The following is an 18,465-nucleotide window of genomic DNA, read 5'->3' as shown; positions in this document are numbered from 1 at the left end:
GGGGTCGCGTACCCGGCGCTCGGTTTTATGCCGGGACTTAGCCGCCCACTTCGTTGCGTTCTTTGACGCGAAGTCGTCCAGGACCTGGCGGTCAGTCGCGGTCTAGGCGGGAAGCTGCGCTATCCACTCTTCTGCCTGCTCGGCGCTGTGGCCGCTACCGATCAGCCATGGGCGGGCTGTCCGTTGTCCTGCCGGCGGCAGGACTGCCGTGCGTGCCTTGACAGGAAGGCGGAGCAGCAGGACAGTCGACATATTCATTGACGTTCATCTTTTTACGGCGAGGTGTGCCATGCGGAAGTCGCTGACTGCTGTGGCCGCCATCGCTGTTGCCATGGTCGCGATGATGGCCGCGATCTCACACGCCAGTGCGGCGAACGCGGCGGCCGGGTGTCGGGTGAACTACGTCGTCACCAGCCAGTGGACCGGTGGTTTCCACGCCGACATCGCGGTCACCAACTTGGGTGACCTAGTCAACGGGTGGACGCTGCGGTTCGCGTTCCCTGCAGTCGACCAGCGGCTCACGCAAACCTGGAGCGCCACCTGGGCGCAGGCGGGCCAGCAGGTCAGCGCGACCAATCTGGGCTGGAACGCGACCCTGGGCACCAATGGCTCCGCGAACATCGGTTTCGTTGGCGTCTGGTCGGGCAGCAACCCCATACCGGCGTCGTTCACGCTCAACGGCGTCACGTGCACCGGCGGCGTCCTGCCCAGCGTGACGCCGACCCGGACGGCCACACCGCCGGTCGCTGACTACCCGGCGATCGTCACCTGGCTCAGCCCGACCGCCGGCGCGGTGTACACCACGCCGGGAACCGTCCCGCTGGCGGCGACCGCGACCGTGGGAGGCGGACACAGCATCACCTCGGTGTCGTTCCGGGTGGACGGCGTCACGGTGGCCCGGGGGGTGAGGACGGCCGGTGACCGGTTCGAGGCGCTGTGGACACCACCGATCGGGGAGCCCGGCACCAGCACCACCTTCGTGCTGTACGTCTCGGCCGGCACCGACCAGTCGCTGCCTGGCGCTGCGCCACCGTTGCTGGTCACGGTGGTGACGCCGGCGTCCACCGGCACCAACCACCCGCCGGCGGTGGCGTTGAGCACCCCCGGCGGGCAGACCTACTTCCTCGAGCCGACGACCGTCACGCTGGTCGCCGACGTCGCCGACACCGATCCCGGTGACCTCGTCAGCCGGGTGGAGTTTTACCTCGGCGCAACCCGGCTGGCCGTGACGCCGACCGACAGCGGACAGCGCTACCAGTTCCAGACGGCCCTGTCGGCCGGCACGTCGTCCACCTTCACCGTGCGGGTCCACGATTCCCACGGCGGCCTCGGCATCTCGAACCCGCTGACCTTCACCATCCGTTAGCGCCTCGGCCCGGTGCCGAGCGGGCGATCAATCGTCTCCATCAAACCCGCTTTCGTCGACGAGGCCGCCTAGGAACGTCTCGAGGTCGGGGGCGATGACCGTGATCTGGTAGTTCCACTCCTGGTCGACGTGTACGACTGTCGGCTCGCCGGGGAATCGGTAGTCGAGGGCGATCATGTCGTGGCCCGCTGAGGGGCAGTCTGCGATGTAGAGGCCGAGGTCGGGGTAGCCCCACTCCGCTATCCAGAACGCGTTCCCGAGTTCGCCGCACAGGCTGAAGGAAGCAGTCCGACCGGTGGCCGCCAGTCTGTACACAGCCACATAGTCTGCGGACCACGAGGTTCGGCTGGGCGAGGGGTGGGCGTCACGGGCCAACACCCCGCCGTTGTGTCGCTGGGCCAGGTCGATGTACGCAGCGGGTAGCTTGCGTCCAAGCTGCGCCTCCACCTCCCGCAGAACCTCGTCTGTGAGCGGGCTTTCCAGCGGACCGGAGGTGTCGAAGACGATCGTGGGATCGAGTACCCGATGACGGTAGTCGCTTAGCACCAGTTGCAGGAACAACGGCAGCGCTGCGCTCTCAGCGCTGTCCGTGGCGGCGCGCCGAGGTATCTGCTTCGGGGGCTGGTTGGTCGACACCCGTCGTCCAGCGCCGAGCGTTACAGCTTCGCAGGGTCCAACCCCAGCACCATCGGCACCTCGTAGGGCCTTCATCCGGGCCGGTCACGTGCACTCGGGCCGGAGCAAGTTCACTGACAACAACCCCCTCCTACTGGCGACTCCTATGTACGTGGCCGGAAGTTGGCTATGTGGGACATGACCTCGCGACCGACGGAATCTGGCGAGACTAGGGCGTCATCCAGCGCCTTGGCCATCGAGCCCTTGGTGACGAACATGGGAGCGAGTGCGACCCACCCCAAGCCGGCGGCACGCACCAGGCGACGGAGGTCAACCAGGTCTACGTCTTGCGGAGCCTTCAGTCGCCCGTGGGCTCGGACCGAGCGAACCCGAACCTGTAGCGCTGGAACAGTTGGGACGACCGGCAACTGGCCGACCTCGGCTCGACGCTGCTGACGAAACGGCTCGTCGAATCCGAGGCACCCGGACGCCGCCTCGCCGTCTTCAAGGTGCGCTGTTCTCCGCGTCGGTTGCGCCAGGTCAGCGCACCGAGCAGCTCGCCGGGAACGGCGACGTCGAAGCGGATCGGCGTCGCCTCGACATGCACCGGGCTCGCCCCGCATGCGCCGGCGCCGAGCATCGCCCAGTCGTCGTGACCGGGATAGGCCGGGTCGCGCCACGTTGCTGGAGCAGCGCCGCAACAGGCGCGCCGCTGCTTGTTGACGGACACGGAGACGGCTCACACGTAGACCACGCATCGGTTGACATGACGGGGCGGTGACATGCCGCGCGCGGGGACCTGAGCGAGAATGGGCCAGTTCGAATTCTGCGCAACCCTGGAAGGACCCTCCCTTGGCTGGTGGACTCGTAGCCCTGCTGGATGACGTGGCGGTGCTGGCCCGGGCCGCTGCCGCGTCGATCGATGACATCGGGGCGGCCGCCGCGAAGGCCGGCGCCAAGGCTGCGGGTGTCATCGTCGACGATGCTGCCGTCACGCCGCAGTACGTGCGGAGCCTGGCGGCCGAGCGCGAGTTGCCGATTATCAAGCGCATTGCCGTGGGGTCGCTGCGCAACAAGTTCTTCATCATCCTGCCGGCGGTGCTGCTGCTCAGTCAGTTCGTGCCTTGGCTGCTCACTCCGATCCTCATGCTCGGCGGCGCCTACCTCTGTTATGAAGGCGCGGAGAAGGTGTGGGCCAAGGTCGCCCATCACGGTGCCTCCGGCGCGGGCGAGGAGAAGGTGCAGGACGAGACGACACTGGTGTCTGGGGCGGTACGAACCGACCTGATCCTCTCGGCGGAGATCATGGTCATCAGCCTTAACGAGGTGATCGATGAGGCGTTCTGGTCCCGCCTGGCGATCCTGGCTGTCGTCGCCGTCGTCATAACCGTCCTGGTGTACGGCGTGGTGGCCCTGATCGTGAAGATGGACGACGCCGGGCTGCGCCTGTCGCAACGTTCCGGCGCCGTCGCCACGTTCGGCCGCGGTCTGGTGAGAGCGATGCCGGTGGTCCTCACCGTGCTGACGGTAGTCGGCACCGCGGCGATGCTGTGGGTGGGCGGGCACATCCTGCTGCTAGGCACGAACGAGCTGAACCTGCACTTCCTGTACGAGGCCGTGCACCACGTGGAGGTCGCCGCCCACGACGCCACGGGTGTTCTCGGCGGGCTCGTCGGCTGGCTCGTCAACACGGTGGCCAGCGCGATCCTCGGGCTGATCGTCGGAGCGCTGGTCGTGCTCGTCATGACTCTCACGCTCCACCGCCGCACATCCAAGGCTGCGACTGCGACTGCTGCGGCGGCCACGACTCGTGCTGACGGCACCATCCCCGCACCCCCGAGCCGTGCAGCTCGGCGTCGCGACGCTCCTGCGGACCGAGCGCCGCGCGGTTGACCACAAAATCACCGCAACTCCACCACGCGGTCAGGCGTCCTGGTGCCGAGCCGCGCTCAACCCGGCTGAGCTGCGCGGGTCGTCCCGGGCCGGCCTGCGGCCCTTCGCGCTCTTCCTGGCCGCGGCGTGCTCACCGATGCCGGAGAGAGGAGGGGCCTTGACCTCCGGTGATGGAGGTCGAGCGGTGCGGCGTGACCTCCCAGTAGAGGTCGAAGTGGTCAGGCGTGTCGTTCCGGGATGGCTGGCCTCGGCCGGCGTCTCGGTTCGCCTAAGGCCACGTCTGCAGGCATGCTGCAGATCGATGTGGAGCGTTGCGGGTGAGCTTGCTGGACTCCGCCGCAGTTCCGTCATTCGAGGCGCAGATCCCACCCGCAACGCCCTGAGCGGGCCCTTCAGCCTAGAGACCTCTTCGGCGGACCCGAAGAGGTCGGCCCGTTTGCTCCCGGTCGTCAGTCGAGCGGCGTCCGCTCATGTCGAACTGAGTGGGTGTCACCAAACGATCACTCTGGGCCGGTCTCGTGGCCGAGGTTAAGCCAGAAGCGCAGGCCCGGCTCATGCCATCAATCGAGGCAGTGGACGTGGACGACGATGTGCTGTGGCTGATCGCCCGTGTCCCGGTGTAGGACCTCAAGCTCGATTCGGTGCCGGTCCTCTGAGACGGGGTCGTCCTTGTCGCCGGCCAGGCAGGTTGGATAGGTACCGTCGTTGTGCAGTGTCCCGCTCACGTCCTGCCAGCTTTCGGCGATTACTGAGTAGATCGTGTCGCCATCGAGAGGGCCCTGTAAGGCCCCGTCTTCCTCAAAGGCGATGGACCTGGTCTGGTCGTTCGACCAGGTGACCGTCCCAACGAGCAGCTCCGGCTTGGCGGTGTTCGGATCGTCGGCAAGCTTGGCCGCCCCGAAGCCGCCGACCAGCCCTACGGCGACCAGCGCTAGGGAGAACGCAATCGTTGCGAGGCGACGATTTGGCGGGGTAGCGACCGCAGCTTGCAGCGCGTCGGCGGATGCCACTGGCATGCCTGCAAGGTACGCGATCGGCGCCCACAGGGCTGACCCAAAGCGCACTCTCATGCCGCTGGTCGGGCGCCCGCCTCTGCGTCTCGGTCAGGAACGCGCGGCGCTGGCTTTGAGGCTCCGCAGCTGTGCGGCCTTGCGCTCGGCGTCCTGCCGTGAATACGAGCCGAGCGCCGATAGCGGCATGGCGTCGTCGCCGAGACGCAGGACGGGAGCGTAGAGCGGCAAGCCTCCCCGTACGTCGATCTGTACGCAGTCGACCGACTGGATCGCGCTCCACGGTGTGACCTGGTCACGGCTGTCGAAGCCACGGACACGGACACCCTCTTCGCCGATTACCACGCCGAGTCGAAGAGCTCGCCAGATTCCGGCCATGCCGCTCGTGACGAGTAGGCCTCCCAGCACGATGCCGAACGAGTCGCGCTCGGCCAGTACGTTCCCGGAGGTGAAGTACGTGATGCCCAGCAGGGTCCATACAGCGAAGATCACGACTAGGGCCGGGATCTGGATGCGTGGCCTGATGACGATGCGGTGCATGGCGGAACATGCTACGGAGGCACGTCCGGCCAGATGGCGTAGTCCAGTCCGGCTGCGGCGTTGGAGACCACCAGATCGTCGGCACGATCGGCGCACGGATCTTCCGCTGACAAGGCGCGGCGATCGTGAGCGTGCTGCCCGATCGACCGATGCGGCTGCGGGAGCAGTGCTGGCGCCAACCAAACACTGGCCGGCAGCCCGCAGTTCCGCCCCCGGCGGACTCGATCGGCCGCGACCCACGGGACCGGTGGTACGGGGGTCTGCTCATCGCGATCGCGACATCGATCGCGGCGAGCATCCTCCTGTGCGGACTACGACAGGCACTCGGCGGCTGGTGCCTGCCCCACGAACCCACCAACTGAGTGCCTCAGCCCAGCCCATGATCACCATCCGTTGGGCTACGAGTGCTGAACTTTTGGATCGTAGGGATCAGCCGCGGCCGGCGACCTCTACGAGAGTCTCCGGAGCGAGGGGTTTTCCGTTGACGTCGAGTGGCGTCACCGGAACTGCCCGATCGGTCGATCGGATCACCGACGTAGAGACGAGAAACACTCCGGAGTGAACCCGGGCGCGCACAGGTGTAGGCGACCCGACCGCGACGGCCGTCGCGCCAGCAAGGGACAACTGGCCCACTAGCCCATTGAGGACCTCACTCACGCTGGACTGGTCGCCGCCACTGCCTGCTCCGACGGCTGCCTGGTGCCGACCGGACAGCATGCTCTCGACATACCAGCCGGACGGCCCGGTCCAGAGCCGTAACGTGTGCTCGTCGTCGAGCGAGACCGTGTCGGCCAGGACATAGCCAGCTGGTGGTTGCCAGTCGCGCTCAGGTACAGCAGGGTTCGGGGCGACGCTGATGACCGCCGCGACGGCCAGGCAGACGGCCGCCAGCCCGATCAGGCTACGCATGTTCGAGCGGAATCCGGCGATGCCCATGATGCGATGCTCTCAGCAATCGGGGTCAGTCGGAGTGTCGGATCTTTCGCATGAGCATCGCCCACACTCCGTATCCGGAACCGACGTTGCCGGTGATCGTGCCAGCGGCCGAGCCCATAAACAGGGCGTTCGCGCAGTCCGGGCAAACTTGCCGGCCGGTGATGGTCTTCTCGAACGGCTTGCTCATGCGCCGACCACAGTCAGGGCAATCCCTGCCAGACAATCCCATTGACGCCTCCTCCAACAGATGCTCGAGAGGATATCTCTGCGTCTTCATCGTCGAGGTCGCCGACGAGCAGCAAACCGCTGTAACTGCGACGGTGTATTCAGGCAGGATCATCGGCCGTGACACTCGTCCTGCCGCCGCGCCTGACAGCCTCGGCTCAGAGCTTGCGCGACGCCGCTCATCGACGCGGACTACGCACCGTCCAGCTGCACACCTTCGAAGTACCCGCCGGGATGCGTGCTGATCACCTTCACGCGGGACCGAGCTTCGTCGACGTCGTCGCACCGGTGCTCGGGATCGCGCCCCTGGAGGCTGAACCTGGCTGGCTGACTAGCCTTCCTCGTGAACTCACCGGCCGCGAGATCACTATGGTCGCCATTGGCGAGGCCTACGAACTCCGTCGACCGGCGTTCATCAAGTCGCCCAACGACAAGAACATCCCAGCGATGATCTACACCGATGGTTCCCGCCTGCCCGGCCCGGACGCTGTCGACCGGCAGACTCCAGTGCTCGTCAGCGACATCGTCGACTTCACCGCCGAGTACCGGCTGCACCTGCTCGACGGTGTTGTTCACACCGGCAGCCAGTACGCCGCGCACAGCCGGTTGCACCTCGGCCCTCCGTCGCCCGACGCGCTAGCCTTCGGCACCGATCTCATCGCCGGATATGGGCACACGTTGCCCTCCGCCATCGTCGTAGACGTAGGACTGGTCGATGGCCACTGGGCCGTGATCGAGGCGAATGCCGCATGGGCCAGCGGCGCCTACGTAGCGGATCCAGACCTGGTCCTCGATGTCGTCCTCCGAGCGGCCAGCCCAACGGCTTCGGTGACCGCCCGCGACAGACAGTTCATCCGACGGCCTCAGCCGACCGCTGCGCTTTAAGCCAGCAGGTCCATACCGGTGTACTGATCTGGCTCCCCTCTGTGTCAGGACACCGCCGGGAGGAGAGTTCTATCCCGGGTCTCGGCGGGTCCGGGAAGTGACTTCTCCGAAGAGCCGGCTTGGGGATGCGAGTCGGTCACGCTGGAGCCAGTTGTCGTTCCCGTTGTCCTCCCGCCCGCATCGCTTCCATCGACGTCTTGCCGGTGGTCTTCTTCCGGCCGAAGTAGGCGCGTAGCGCTTGTGCGGGTCCATACCGATGACCACACGATCTGACGTAGCACTCAACGCGTCCTCCGATGCTCGATCCACCTGGGTTGTCGAGCCGGGAGGGCAACGCTACTTCGAGCCGATCAAACCCCTCTTGAGCCTCTCCCCGCCCTGGGGGCGACGCCCGGGCCGCGCAGGCCAAATGAGAGCCACACGACCAGCGTGGGCAGCCGAAATGAGAGCGACAGCCCGGGCGCCTCGACCGAAGCCTGGCCGGGCCACGGTCGCAGGTCAATGAAACATGTAGCCGATGGGCGGATGTTCGCGGTGGTCGCGTGCCTTGTCCATGTCTAAGCTCCACCGATGCATGACGGCGGCACCCTGTTGCGGATGATCGGGGCCTCGCAGGAATCAACCAGGAGCTGAGCGGTTCACTGCTTGGCCGTCGAAATAGCCAACCTCGGTTGAGCCCGACGCGACACGGACGTAATACCCCCAGCGTCTTAGGACCAGGGCGACCTTCGCGGCGCCGGCCGGGTTGGCGGAGTGGACGTTGATGACACCGACGTCAAGGGGGCGTTTGTCGAAGGCCGCCCGTTCCAGGACCTCCACGACCGGCCAGATCGTGTCATCCCCGCCGAGGTCATGGTCCAGCCACAGTTCATCCAAGCGCCGGTCCCGGTACCGACCGAGGAGTTCAACTCCGGCGTCGCTGGTGCGGGCCACCTCGGCGATACGGCCATCCACAAACGAACGCAGGTCATCAACCATGACGATCGTTCGGCGGGCGTTCACACGATGATGATGCCTGCCGGGAGACCCTTTCGGTGGATCCGAAGATGTTAGTCATGGTGCTCCCAGTCATCAGCCGGGCGACGTCCGCTCATGCCGATGAGCGGATGGTGGCTGACAGCGGCGGTGATCGAAGATATGAGGCATGAGCCACCAGCATCACACCTTTCACAATCCTCCGTCGGCTACGCCAGCCGATGTGCGGACTGCTCTCGATCGCGAAGACATCGGCGCTGTCCTGAATGCCATGGTGGAGTGCGCGTTATACGGCGACGGCGATTGGAAAGGGTCGCAGGATCTCTACCTGGCTCTGCTGGATCACAATGACCACCAGGTGCAGGCGCTCGCCGCCACCTGCCTTGGACACCTGGCAAGGGTCTACGGTCGACTCGACGAGGGGCGCGTCGTCGCAGCCTTGCGTGAACGGCGTGTCCGGCCTCATGTTAGGGGTACTGCCACCGACGCGTTGGAGGACATCGAGCTCTTCTTGCACCCTCAGCGTGCGCGCTGGCGTGGACGGCTGTGGCGACTCGCCCGCCCAGGGACTTGGTTCTGACGCCGTGGACCAGACCGTCAGCAGACACGAGCGGCGGCTGGGCACGCGTTCCGCTGTCGCCGCGCTCCAACCGGTCCTATCGGTGCGGGCTGCCTGCGGTCGGCCTCAGCGATCCGCCGTAAAGATGCACGCGGTTGTCGGCATCATGGTCCGGCTCGCGATGGATGAACCCGTTGGGCTCTAGTGGGCCGTTGCCGACGTGCACCACCCAATCCTCGTAGAACCAGCTGGGGTTGCAGGCGCACTGAGTGAACGTGAACCGGAAGTTGGCCCGGTAGCGGCCCACCTGCCCCGGAGAGAGTGTGAACAGGCGGGCCGTGCCACGGTCGCGTGGATATGCCGCACGGCCGGGTAGCCGATCAACAATCGTCGTGGAACCCTCCATGGTGAGCCACAAGCCCACGTCGCGGGCTCGCTCTATGCCCCCACTGAGCACCTCGTCGTGGCGCACGTAGCCGGCCGCCTCGTCATAAAACACCTCGTGGACGGCCACGTCGCACATCGGTAGTGAGGCAGTAAGTGGCACCGGCCGGTTCAGGCCACGGCGGAGGTTGGCGTGCTGAGCGCCGCGTGCCGCTGCGCTCCACCGCACCCGCACCCGCTGGACTGTGATCACCACGCAACCATGACTCACAAGCTGCCAGCCTCGCCAGCTGTTGTCCGCAAATGCCGCTGGTAGGGCGCCGCGTCCGTGACGGTGCTTCCAAGCGACCAATGTGGGCGCTGAAGCCATCGCTGGTAACAGCTTGGTCTAGGGGTGCCAGCTCACGATCAGTCGGTGGTCACCGGTCTGGCTCGAGCCGGTTTGGGGGAAGCCGACTGAGACAACGGAGTGCTTCGGAGCCACGGGCAGCAGTTGACAGTGCCCTATGCACCCTGGCAGGGGAGTGCGCGCAGGTCACGGCGGTAGGGCGCGGCGCTCGGCCCTGGTCTGGGTATCACGCTTGGGCCCGACGCTGACCGCGCCGCCGCCGCTCATGCCGCCGAGAGGTCGCTATTGGGCGACCACTTGCCGTCGGACCTCGGGGCCTGAACACTTCCCCGCCTGATCGGCAATGTCAGGGTGAAGCGCGGACTTTGCCGAGGAGGGCCATGGCTTCGGATGCGGATTTGATAGGCCGGTCGCTGGATGGCGATGTCGACGCCTTCGTAGAGGTGGTCGAGCGTCATGAGGCCGCCGTCGGTTCGTACCTCGTTCGCCGGGCTGGGCGGGATGCGGCTGAGGACCTCCTGGGCGAGGTTTGGGTTGCGGCGTTCGAGTCGCGGCGATCGTACGACCGGTCGTACAACGATGCGCGGCCGTGGCTGTACGGGGTGGCATTGAATCGCTTGCGGCGCTACTGGCGGTCCCGGCCCGCCGAGGACCTGGTCGCGGACGTGCCGGACGTGGCTACTGGATGGGATCCGTGGTCGGCGGTGGACCTCGGCGTGGACGCCCGGGCGGTGCTCCGGTCGGCCCTGACGCGGCTCAAACCCGAAGAGCGGGAGGTCCTGAGGCTCGTCGCCTGGGAGGACCTGACCGCAGCCGACGCCGCGCGGGCACTCGGCATACCGGCGGGCACCGCGCGGCGGCTGCTGAGCCAGGCCAGGACGGCATTGCGCGACGCCCCGGGGGTGTCCGCGCTTCTGAAGGACCGCAACAGCGCGAAGGAGAGACACCGATGACCGACGAGCTCGATCTGGTCGGTGCGTTGGGCAGCGCAGAACCACTACGCCCGGAGGCGTATCAGCGGGCGCGGGCGGTGCTGCGGGCGGCTATGGCCGACCCCGGAACCGTGCGGCTGCTGGGCGCGATATCAGCGGCGGACACGACTATGGAGGCGACTTCAACCATGGAAACGACGACAACCACGCGGGACCACGAATCCAGCCCGGCGCTTCAGCGCCGCCGCCGCATCGGTATCGCGGGCCGATTGGGCATCGGCGCCGGGGTGGGGGTTGCCGCCGCGGCGGCAGTCGTCGCTGTGGTGCTCAACTCGCCGGCGACCGGGGGCATGGAGGCCGGCAAGGATTCGTCAGCCGCCACCTCGGGCTCGACCACCGTCGACGGGTCGGCCGAGCGTGCGCCGCTGATGACCCTGGCCGGGTCCATCAAGACGGTCACCCCGTCGGCGGGCGACGCGTGGCTGGTGAAGGCGACGCAGGTCCACGGCAGCAAGACCATGCAGGTCGTATACACGCTGTACACCGACGGTCACGCGATCTATACGGGCAACAGCGTGAGGGACATCAAGCGTGCGGTCGCCCGTCACCAGGACCAGATGACGGACGGCGGCTACGCTCCGCTCCTCAAGGCAGCCGTCGCCGCAGCGGACAGCAGCCCAGCCGACGGCCGGACCCAGATGCTCAAGGCAGCCAAGGATCCGCTGGTGGGCCTCGACCCCGCGGCGCAAAAGGCGGTGTGGGACAAGCAGCAGGCGGCCGCTCAGGTGATCATCAAGCAGAAGGGCGGCAACGCCAAGCCGAAGCCGTACAGCCCCCAGGCCGTACAGCGGCACTTCGACAACGCCCTGTGGACGTACAGCACCCAAGCGCTGTCCGCTGGCGACGGCAACACGCAGGTCCGGGCCGGTGTGCTGCGTCTGCTGTCCACCATATCCGCGGTCAGCGTCAAGAACTCGACCACCCACGGCAAGGCCACGCTGACGATCACCGCCGGCCCCGAGGTGTTCGGCGGCGAGGGCAGCGAGGTGCTGACCATTGACGCCAAGACCGGCATGCTGGTCAAGGACGTCTCCACCGTGCCGGGCCTCCCGCAGGCCTCCACGACGTACGAATCTTCCCGCGTGACGAAGGCCGACCTGTAGGCCGGGAACTCCCATCCGCCAGCATTCCGGCAGACGGGCGTAACACGGCCCGGCGTTCGGTAACGGTGCGGGCCGCCTCCAGGCGGCCCGCACCGTCGTCTTGTTTGTACGCGCGGCCCGTGCCTGATTGCGATGATCGACGCGTGACGTACATCCCGGACCTGGCGCCCTATGACTACTACCCGGGCGCCCCGGACGCCATTGCCATTGGTTGGCTGGATTCGAGCATGTCCTTTACTGCAGGAGCCTGCCCCCGAGACGTTCGAGATCGCTTGGTGAGGCTCGGTGCCAGACCAGTGCGGCTCATGCGTGGGTATCACTACTGCCAGTTCTGCGAGGCAGCGGTCGAGCCTCTGCGTGTGATTCGGGCCGACATTCGGCTCTATGAAGCTCCCGATGTTGCGCGCGGGAATGGCGAGATCTGGCTCACCGGAGTGGACGGGACGAACTTCGCTGCACCGGTGCTGATCGGCCACTACGTTGAAGAGCATCGCTACCTGGCACCTGATGGCTTTATCGAGGCGGTTCGGACCGGTGTCCCCACCCCCGGCGTCGCATAGTGAGGATCCGGCTTCTGCCGCGCTCGGCTGGCAAGTGAAGGTCAGCCGCACCGGCACCGCAAGATGTCCGTTGACCTCTCCACCTAGCCTCGCTGGTGACAACCACTGGGCCGACGGGTTGCGGGTGCGCTGTCGGACGTGTTGTCCGCCGGTTCCCCGTCCGCGTCGTTGCAGTATCGCTTGGGCCTGCTCGAAGGTCGCGTCGTCGATGAGTGACTCATGGGTGATGTCCTTTGGAGACCACCCATTTGCCGCGGACGTTCCAGCGCATCACGCCGGTGTGACCCATTGCCACGTCGTCGACGTCGAGGTGGCCCGCGACGCCTACGTCGACCCCCGCGGCGGACGCATCCCACTCGCGCCCGGCGAGCCGTCGTCGGGGCCTCGGGTCTGCCGACGTGGGTAGGTCGACCGGCAGGACTTCCTGCGAGTGTCGTCAGTTCGGGTGTGCCGTTCACGTGGTGTGCGCGAAACCGATGAAGAAATCAAGACACAAGGTGTCAGGTTTTGGGTCGAGCATGGGTTGCTGGTCGACGCCGATGGTGCGGCGTAAACCGGAAACTCGGATAGATACGAACAGATAAGGACTTTCGTGCGCGAAACTTCGGAAGAACTCACCGGGCTTCAGGCTCTCCTTGATGCCTCCCTGTCCCGTTCCACCTCGCACCTCCGCTCGATCATCAGCACCGAGCGCACCTTGACCGCGCAGCAGCTCACCCACGTCCTCAGTGGCATGTGCACCGTCGCCCTGTCCACAGTGACGGCGAAGGGCGAGCCGCGGATCAGTGGTGTCGATGGGCATTTTCTGCACGGCAAGTGGCTCTTCGGCACGGCGCGCGACTCGGCCAAGGCGCGCCACCTCTCGGCGCGGCCCGCCGTGAGCGCCGCGCATATGCGCGGTGAGGACCTGGGCGTGTTCACGCACGGCAGGGCCGAGATCCTCAACCCCCAAGACGGCGAGCCGGCGGAGGACTGGCCGGACCTGCTCGCGTACCTCAAGGACTTCTATGGCGAGGAGCTCTTCGACTGGGACAACGATGTTGTCTACTACCGGCTGCAACCGCACTGGATGGCCGCCTACGCGCCCGACGTCGCGAAGCTCACTGCGCTGTCCCAGCCCTGATCCCCCAGCAGTGGCCGGATCGGGACCAGCCACGTCATGAGAGATCGGTGAGGCATCGACGCAGGTCCCCTGGACGGCGACCTGCGGTGAAGCGCGTGGGCGAGAGGGTGGACGAAGGTTGACTGAAATCGGATCGGGCGTCGCAAGGATGGGACGCGACACCATCGACGTGGTGGGGGCTCGTACCAACAATCTGCGGGACGTGTCCGTCAGCATTCCCAAAGGACAGCTCGTCGCCTTCACCGGAGTGAGCGGCAGCGGCAAGACCTCGTTGGCCATCGACACCCTGCACAACGAAGCCCAGCTACGGTATCTGGAAGGGCTTTCGCCCTTTGTACGGCAGTACATAACGCAGCGCAACCGGCCGAAGGTCGATCGCATCCTGGGCCTCGGCGCGACGCTCGCGGTCGACCAGCGCCGCCTGAACCGTAACCCCCGTTCCACCGTCGCAACGATCACCGGCATCGACGGGCACCTGGGGCTGCTGTACTCGCGCCTTCCAGGGATCGGCGCAGACCCGGCGGCGGGGAGTGGAAACGAGCATCTGACGACCGCTCACTTCGACCGCAATACGCCGGAAGGGAGCTGTGCGGACTGCCATGGGGTGGGCGGGCGCTGGCAGGCGCAGGAGGACCTGGTCATCACCCACCCGGAGCTTCCGCTCTTCGAGGGGGCCTCGCCCTGGTACGCGAAATGGCGGTCGGGGGAACACGTGTTCGTCCCGGCGCTTGCCGAGAAGCGGGGCGTCGACCTCGGCCGGTCGTGGCAGTCGCTGCCCGAGGAGTTCCGCCGTTGCGTGCTCCACGGCACGGGTGACGAGAAGATCGAGGCGACCGTCGACATGACGAACAGGAATGAGCGGGCCCTGGTGACCTACACCTCGAGCCAGCCACTGCGGGGCGCTCTCGCCGAGGTGGAGCGGGTGTTCGTGAACGCCCAGACGTCCAGCGCCAAGCAGCGCTACCTGCCGTACTTGCGCAAGCAGCCCTGCGGCACCTGCGGCGGCAGCGGATACGACGAGGTGGCCCGGTCCGTGCGGCTCGGCGGACTGACCTACCCCGACCTGCTCGAGGTGGAGGTGCGGGAGGTACGCGACTGGGCTAAACGCGTCGCGGATGAGCTGGACGCCCGGCAGCGTGAGGTGGGCGAACCGCTGCTGCAGGACCTCGGCCGCAGGCTCGGAATCCTTGACCGGCTCGGCCTGGCCCATCTCCAACTGTCCCGGAGCGCAGCGACACTGTCCGGGGGTGAGTTGCAGCGCACCCGACTCGCCGCGCAGCTCAGCACCGAACTGAGCGGCATCATCTTCGTCCTGGACGAGCCCGGCACCGGGCTGCATCCGGCGGACAAGGCACACCTGCTCGACATCGCCCTGGAGCTGCGCGAGGCCGGCAACACCGTACTCCTCGTCGAGCACGACCCGGAGCTGATCGCCCGAGCCGATTGGGTGATCGACATGGGGCCCGGCGCCGGCCGATTCGGCGGTGAGATCCTCGTGTCCGGGCCTCCAGCCGACGTGGCCGCTCATCCCACGTCGCTGACCGGGCGCTATCTGGCCGGCGAAGGGCCGCGGCTGCACCGGACCCGCCGCCCGGCCGGGGACGACACCGACTGGGTGGAGCTGCACGGCCTGCGTGCGCACAACGTGACCGCGAGCCTGGTGAGGTTCCCCGCCGGTCGGCTCACCTGCCTGACCGGCGTGAGCGGCAGCGGCAAGAGCAGCCTCCTCGCCGCGCTCGGGGCGAGCGTGGGGGCCGCCCTGGACGGAACGGCGACCGACGCGGTGCGGGAGGTGACCGGCGTCGAGGGATTCAGCTGGGTCGCCGTCGTCGATCAGGAACCGCTCGGGCGGACGCCGAGATCCAACCCGGCGACCTACAGCAAGGCGTTCGACATCGTCCGCAAGCTGTTCGCCGAGACCGACATCGCGCGCGGGCGCGGGGTCGACGCCTCCTGGTTCAGCTTCAACACCGCAGGCGGTGGCCGCTGCGAAACCTGCACCGGTTATGGCCGAAAACTGGTCGACATGCACTTCCTACCCGACGTGTGGGTGGTGTGCGACGCGTGCGAGGGCCGCCGCTACAAGCCGGATGCGTTGGAGGTTACGTACCGGGGATTGGCCATCGATCAAGTCCTGGAGCTCACCGTCGCCGAGGCCGTGGAGCGGTTCGCCGAGCCCCGACAACTCGCAGAAACCCTGGGAGCTCTGAACCAGGTCGGGCTCGGCTATCTCCAACTCGGGCAGAGCGCCACAGAGTTGTCCGGCGGCGAGGCGCAGCGGTTGAAGCTGGCGTCCGCCATCCAACGCGGTGCTGCGAGCCGCAAGGCTGGTCTCGTCGTTCTCGACGAGCCCGTCTCGGGCCTGCACCCGTCTGACATCCAGCGTGTGGTGGACGCGCTCGACGTGTTGCTGGACTCGGGCAACACCGTCGTCGTGGCCGAACACGACATAGCCGTCGCCGCGTCCGCGGACTGGGTGATCGACCTTGGGCCGGGAGCCGGTCCGGATGGGGGCGCGGTGGTCGCGGCGGGCGCCCCGGAGGCCGTCGCGACAGCCGACACCCCGACCGCCAGCTTCTTCCGGCGGTACGCGGCGGGCCTACCGCTCCTGGAGATACGTGAAGACCTGCGCCGCCCAGGGGCCGGGGCGGGTGCTGCCCCCCTGTCCAGCCACCAGTCGAGGAGGAGCGTCCATGCCTGATATCGGTGCGGAAGCGTGCGCCCTTCGGCCGCCGCCGCTTGTCCGCTGGGCGCGTTCCCCTCGGTTTGCGTCCGGCCCGGTCAACGTGTCACCCACCGAATTCAGCCGGAACCACGCGGTCAGGTTTCAGCCATACTGGGCCGTTCCAGCCCTCGCCGGACGGCCCAGTTCCGACGGTTGTCAGCTGCGTGCGCCCAGGACAGCGGGTTCGGGCGTGCCCGCCGGCGGCCGGGGGTCGTCGTGATGCGTGAACAGTTCGCTGGGCCACCACATCCATCGATCAACGTCCACTGTTAGTGCGGTGACCAGCACCGAGCGGACGATCATGGTGTCCAGTAGTACGCCAAACGCCACAGTGAACCCCAGTTGCGCCGCGAACACCAAGGGCAGTGATCCCAGCGCCGCGAAGGTACCGGCCAGGACCAGACCCGCTGAGGTGATCACACCGCCGGTGGCGGACAGCCCAGCCCGGGCACCCTGTCGGGTGCCGTGTAGCTGTGCCTCCTCCCGTACCCGGCTGACCAGGAAGATGTTGTAGTCGATGCCGAGGGCGACCAGGAACACGAACACTAGGAGTGGGAAGTTCGCGTCTGCCCCGGCGAAGTCGAACACGTGGTTGAACACCAGCGCGCTCACGCCGAGGGACGCTCCGAGCGACAGCACCACCGTCGCCATGAGCAGCAGCGGTGCGACGATCGCCCGTAGCAGCAGTGCGAGGATGAGGAAGACCACGATCAGTACGACGGGGATGATCACTTGGGCGTCGCGGGCTGCCGACTGTTGTGTATCGAGTGCGATCGCCGTGCTGCCTCCGACCCGCGCATCCGCACCCTCGATCTTGTGGACCGCGGCTCTGGCCTGCTCGACGGTGCGCATCGCGGCCTTGCTACCGGGCGCGTCCTCGAGCGTCCCGAGAACGAAGACGTCACCATCCTTGACCATCGGTGCCGCGACGTCGGTAATCCCTGGGACGCCTGACAGCGCGGTGACGACCTGCTCGGCCGAGGCGGCCTTGGCCACGACGTAGATGGGGTCACCCGACCCGGCCGGAAAGTGCCTGGACTGGATCTCCTCGCCGACGACCGCCTGCGGCTCGTTGGTGAACTGACCCTTGCTCGGGATCCCATCGGCCTTGAGCCCCGTCATCCCGATCGCCATGACGCCGAGGACGAGCGAGGTGGCGACCCACACGATCCGCGGGCGGCGGGAGATCGCGGTGCCGATCCGCGTCCAGATGCTGTCCCTGGCCGTTCCGACCGACCCGTACGACGGTTTCACCGGCCAGAAGATCCAACGGCCGCAGATGACCAGGAGGGCCGGCATCAGGGTGAGCATGGCAAGTAGCCCGACGACGATACCGATGGCACAGGCCGGGCCGAGACCTTTTGTGGAGTTGAGAGCGGCCAGCAGCAGCACCAGCAGGCTGACAGCGACGGTCGCGGCGCTGGCGATGATCGCGGGACTCGAGCGGTACAGGGCTTCCGCCATCGCCTCGTGCCGGTCCTCGTGTCGCCGCAACTCCTCCCGGTACCGGGAGATGAGCAGTAGCGCGTAGTCGGTGGCGGCGCCGAACACCAGTACGGTCAGGATGAGGCTGGTCTGCGTGTTGACGACGAGTCCGGCGTTCTTTGCCAGCAGGTAGATCACCGCTTCTGCCGTGACCAGGGCGCCGCCCGCGGTCAGGAGCGGCAGCAGTGGCAGCAGTGGACTGCGGTAGGTGAACAGCAGGATGACCACCACTACCAACGCCGTGATCATCCCCAGGGCGCCTCCTCCGCTGAAGGCCGTTATCGAGTCGGATGCGTAGCCGGCCGGCCCGGTGACGTGGAACCCGAGACCGTTGGCGCTCTGTTGACCTATCGTGGTCATTTCGCCGACCACCGCGTGGGCACCGTTCCAGCCCTCACTGCCGTCGTCGACCTGCACCACGGTCAGGATGGCCCTGCCATCCTGGGACTTCGACGGCCCCTGTGGCTGCCCCACGACCTTTTCGATGCTCTGGAAGGCTTCGGCGTCAGCTTGGGCCTTGGCCATGTCCGCAGAGGTGACGCCCTCGGGCCGGTCATAGATCACGATCGCGGGCAGGGTCTCGGCGGGCTGGAACTTCTTGGCCTGGTCGAGGACCCTTGTTGCCTCCGCGTTGCTGGGCAGCCAGGCCGAACTGTCGTTCTTTTCAACATCGCCCAGGTTGGCGGCCAGCAGGAAGGCCGGCACCATCAGGGCGACCCAGACGGCCACGATTGCCCATT

Annotated in this window: 19 protein-coding genes; 9 read left to right on the top strand and 10 right to left on the bottom strand. The window is 67.0% G+C overall.

From position 1 onward, the window contains the following. The first annotated feature begins 289 nt into the window (after positions 1 to 289). Complete coding sequence (locus tag OG992_RS32985) at positions 290 to 1,366, top strand: cellulose binding domain-containing protein (protein ID WP_266305418.1); 1,077 nt, start codon at positions 290 to 292, stop codon at positions 1,364 to 1,366. A gap of 27 nt (positions 1,367 to 1,393) precedes the next feature. Here OG992_RS32985 and OG992_RS32980 read toward each other — a convergent pair whose 3' ends face one another. Both OG992_RS32980 and OG992_RS32975 read right to left on the bottom strand, forming a co-directional pair. Beyond that, positions 1,394 to 1,921: an SMI1/KNR4 family protein gene (locus OG992_RS32980; protein ID WP_266305531.1), complete on the bottom strand. Its 528-nt coding sequence runs from the start codon at positions 1,919 to 1,921 to the stop codon at positions 1,394 to 1,396. A 418-nt stretch (positions 1,922 to 2,339) separates the two neighbouring features. Then, positions 2,340 to 2,621, bottom strand: coding sequence for a hypothetical protein (locus OG992_RS32975; protein ID WP_266305417.1), 282 nt, complete (start codon positions 2,619 to 2,621; stop codon positions 2,340 to 2,342). A gap of 212 nt (positions 2,622 to 2,833) precedes the next feature. Here OG992_RS32975 and OG992_RS32970 point away from each other — a divergent pair, with 212 nt between their 5' ends. Then, a complete protein-coding gene (locus OG992_RS32970; RefSeq protein ID WP_266305416.1) occupies positions 2,834 to 3,874 on the top strand; it encodes a DUF808 domain-containing protein in 1,041 nt (346 codons plus the stop codon). Between the two features lie 560 nt (positions 3,875 to 4,434). Here OG992_RS32970 and OG992_RS32965 read toward each other — a convergent pair. The 4 genes from OG992_RS32965 to OG992_RS32950 all read right to left on the bottom strand — a co-directional run bounded on the left by OG992_RS32965 (position 4,435) and on the right by OG992_RS32950 (position 6,547). After that, complete coding sequence (locus OG992_RS32965; protein ID WP_266305415.1) at positions 4,435 to 4,890, bottom strand: hypothetical protein; 456 nt, start codon at positions 4,888 to 4,890, stop codon at positions 4,435 to 4,437. Between the two features lie 87 nt (positions 4,891 to 4,977). Beyond that, complete coding sequence (locus OG992_RS32960) at positions 4,978 to 5,424, bottom strand: PH domain-containing protein (protein ID WP_266305414.1); 447 nt, start codon at positions 5,422 to 5,424, stop codon at positions 4,978 to 4,980. 429 nt (positions 5,425 to 5,853) lie between these two features. Next, positions 5,854 to 6,360 carry a hypothetical protein gene (locus tag OG992_RS32955; protein ID WP_266305413.1) on the bottom strand — a complete coding sequence of 169 codons (507 nt, stop codon included), beginning with the start codon at positions 6,358 to 6,360 and terminating at the stop codon, positions 5,854 to 5,856. 25 nt (positions 6,361 to 6,385) lie between these two features. Beyond that, the gene (locus OG992_RS32950; protein WP_238684360.1) at positions 6,386 to 6,547 is read right to left on the bottom strand and encodes a hypothetical protein; all 162 of its coding nucleotides are present in this window, start codon (positions 6,545 to 6,547) and stop codon (positions 6,386 to 6,388) included. Between the two features lie 158 nt (positions 6,548 to 6,705). Between OG992_RS32950 and OG992_RS32945 the strand changes: the two genes are divergently transcribed. Further along, entirely contained in the window at positions 6,706 to 7,470 is a 765-nt protein-coding gene (locus tag OG992_RS32945; protein ID WP_266305412.1) for an ATP-grasp domain-containing protein, read from the top strand. A gap of 618 nt (positions 7,471 to 8,088) precedes the next feature. On the opposite strand, the gene OG992_RS32940 is transcribed toward OG992_RS32945, so the two are convergent. Beyond that, positions 8,089 to 8,472 (bottom strand): cyclic-phosphate processing receiver domain-containing protein, encoded by a 384-nt coding sequence (locus tag OG992_RS32940; RefSeq protein ID WP_266305411.1) that lies wholly within the window; start codon positions 8,470 to 8,472, stop codon positions 8,089 to 8,091. 142 nt (positions 8,473 to 8,614) lie between these two features. Here OG992_RS32940 and OG992_RS32935 point away from each other — a divergent pair, with 142 nt between their 5' ends. Beyond that, complete coding sequence (locus OG992_RS32935) at positions 8,615 to 9,025, top strand: hypothetical protein (RefSeq protein WP_266305410.1); 411 nt, start codon at positions 8,615 to 8,617, stop codon at positions 9,023 to 9,025. A gap of 76 nt (positions 9,026 to 9,101) precedes the next feature. On the opposite strand, the gene OG992_RS32930 is transcribed toward OG992_RS32935, so the two are convergent. Beyond that, positions 9,102 to 9,527, bottom strand: a complete 426-nt coding sequence (locus OG992_RS32930; RefSeq protein WP_266305530.1) for a hypothetical protein — start codon at positions 9,525 to 9,527, stop codon at positions 9,102 to 9,104. A gap of 590 nt (positions 9,528 to 10,117) precedes the next feature. Between OG992_RS32930 and OG992_RS32925 the strand changes: the two genes are divergently transcribed. From OG992_RS32925 to OG992_RS32915, 3 genes are all read left to right on the top strand, one after another. Then, positions 10,118 to 10,690, top strand: a complete 573-nt coding sequence (locus tag OG992_RS32925; RefSeq protein ID WP_145780037.1) for an RNA polymerase sigma factor — start codon at positions 10,118 to 10,120, stop codon at positions 10,688 to 10,690. After that, positions 10,687 to 11,832, top strand: coding sequence for a hypothetical protein (locus tag OG992_RS32920; RefSeq protein WP_266305409.1), 1,146 nt, complete (start codon positions 10,687 to 10,689; stop codon positions 11,830 to 11,832). Before OG992_RS32925 ends, OG992_RS32920 begins: the two co-directional genes overlap by 4 nt. A 143-nt stretch (positions 11,833 to 11,975) precedes the next feature. Beyond that, a complete protein-coding gene (locus OG992_RS32915) occupies positions 11,976 to 12,392 on the top strand; it encodes a hypothetical protein (RefSeq protein WP_266305408.1) in 417 nt (138 codons plus the stop codon). Between the two features lie 454 nt (positions 12,393 to 12,846). Here the strand turns inward: OG992_RS32915 and OG992_RS32910 are convergent, their stop codons facing one another. Then, on the bottom strand, positions 12,847 to 13,113 hold the full coding sequence (locus tag OG992_RS32910) for a hypothetical protein (protein ID WP_266305407.1): 267 nt from the start codon (positions 13,111 to 13,113) through the stop codon (positions 12,847 to 12,849). Here OG992_RS32910 and OG992_RS32905 point away from each other — a divergent pair. After that, complete coding sequence (locus OG992_RS32905; RefSeq protein ID WP_266305406.1) at positions 13,090 to 13,515, top strand: pyridoxamine 5'-phosphate oxidase family protein; 426 nt, start codon at positions 13,090 to 13,092, stop codon at positions 13,513 to 13,515. The two genes, OG992_RS32910 and OG992_RS32905, sit on opposite strands and share 24 nt — an antisense overlap. A 148-nt stretch (positions 13,516 to 13,663) precedes the next feature. Next, on the top strand, positions 13,664 to 16,216 hold the full coding sequence (locus OG992_RS32900) for an excinuclease ABC subunit UvrA (protein ID WP_266305405.1): 2,553 nt from the start codon (positions 13,664 to 13,666) through the stop codon (positions 16,214 to 16,216). 180 nt (positions 16,217 to 16,396) lie between these two features. Here the strand turns inward: OG992_RS32900 and OG992_RS32895 are convergent, their stop codons facing one another. Then, positions 16,397 to 18,454: an MMPL family transporter gene (locus OG992_RS32895; protein WP_266305404.1), complete on the bottom strand. Its 2,058-nt coding sequence runs from the start codon at positions 18,452 to 18,454 to the stop codon at positions 16,397 to 16,399. Positions 18,455 to 18,465 lie beyond the last annotated feature (11 nt).

The organism is Micromonospora sp. NBC_00362 (assembly GCF_026342155.1).
Classification (GTDB): Bacteria; Actinomycetota; Actinomycetes; order Mycobacteriales; family Micromonosporaceae; genus Micromonospora; species Micromonospora hortensis.
This window is presented reverse-complemented; position numbering and strand designations above follow the sequence as displayed.

What these genes read in the sequence shown, in the direction of transcription:
- OG992_RS32985 (WP_266305418.1), top strand. Translation starts at nt 290, where the DNA reads ATGCGGAAGTCGCTGACTGCTGTGGCCGCCATCGCTGTTGCCATGGTC.
- OG992_RS32975 (WP_266305417.1), bottom strand. Translation starts at nt 2,621, where the DNA reads ATGCTCGGCGCCGGCGCATGCGGGGCGAGCCCGGTGCATGTCGAGGCG.
- OG992_RS32965 (WP_266305415.1), bottom strand. Translation starts at nt 4,890, where the DNA reads ATGCCAGTGGCATCCGCCGACGCGCTGCAAGCTGCGGTCGCTACCCCG.
- OG992_RS32960 (WP_266305414.1), bottom strand. Translation starts at nt 5,424, where the DNA reads ATGCACCGCATCGTCATCAGGCCACGCATCCAGATCCCGGCCCTAGTC.
- OG992_RS32955 (WP_266305413.1), bottom strand. Translation starts at nt 6,360, where the DNA reads ATGGGCATCGCCGGATTCCGCTCGAACATGCGTAGCCTGATCGGGCTG.
- OG992_RS32950 (WP_238684360.1), bottom strand. Translation starts at nt 6,547, where the DNA reads ATGAGCAAGCCGTTCGAGAAGACCATCACCGGCCGGCAAGTTTGCCCG.
- OG992_RS32935 (WP_266305410.1), top strand. Translation starts at nt 8,615, where the DNA reads ATGAGCCACCAGCATCACACCTTTCACAATCCTCCGTCGGCTACGCCA.
- OG992_RS32930 (WP_266305530.1), bottom strand. Translation starts at nt 9,527, where the DNA reads ATGTGCGACGTGGCCGTCCACGAGGTGTTTTATGACGAGGCGGCCGGC.
- OG992_RS32925 (WP_145780037.1), top strand. Translation starts at nt 10,118, where the DNA reads ATGGCTTCGGATGCGGATTTGATAGGCCGGTCGCTGGATGGCGATGTC.
- OG992_RS32920 (WP_266305409.1), top strand. Translation starts at nt 10,687, where the DNA reads ATGACCGACGAGCTCGATCTGGTCGGTGCGTTGGGCAGCGCAGAACCA.
- OG992_RS32900 (WP_266305405.1), top strand. Translation starts at nt 13,664, where the DNA reads ATGGGACGCGACACCATCGACGTGGTGGGGGCTCGTACCAACAATCTG.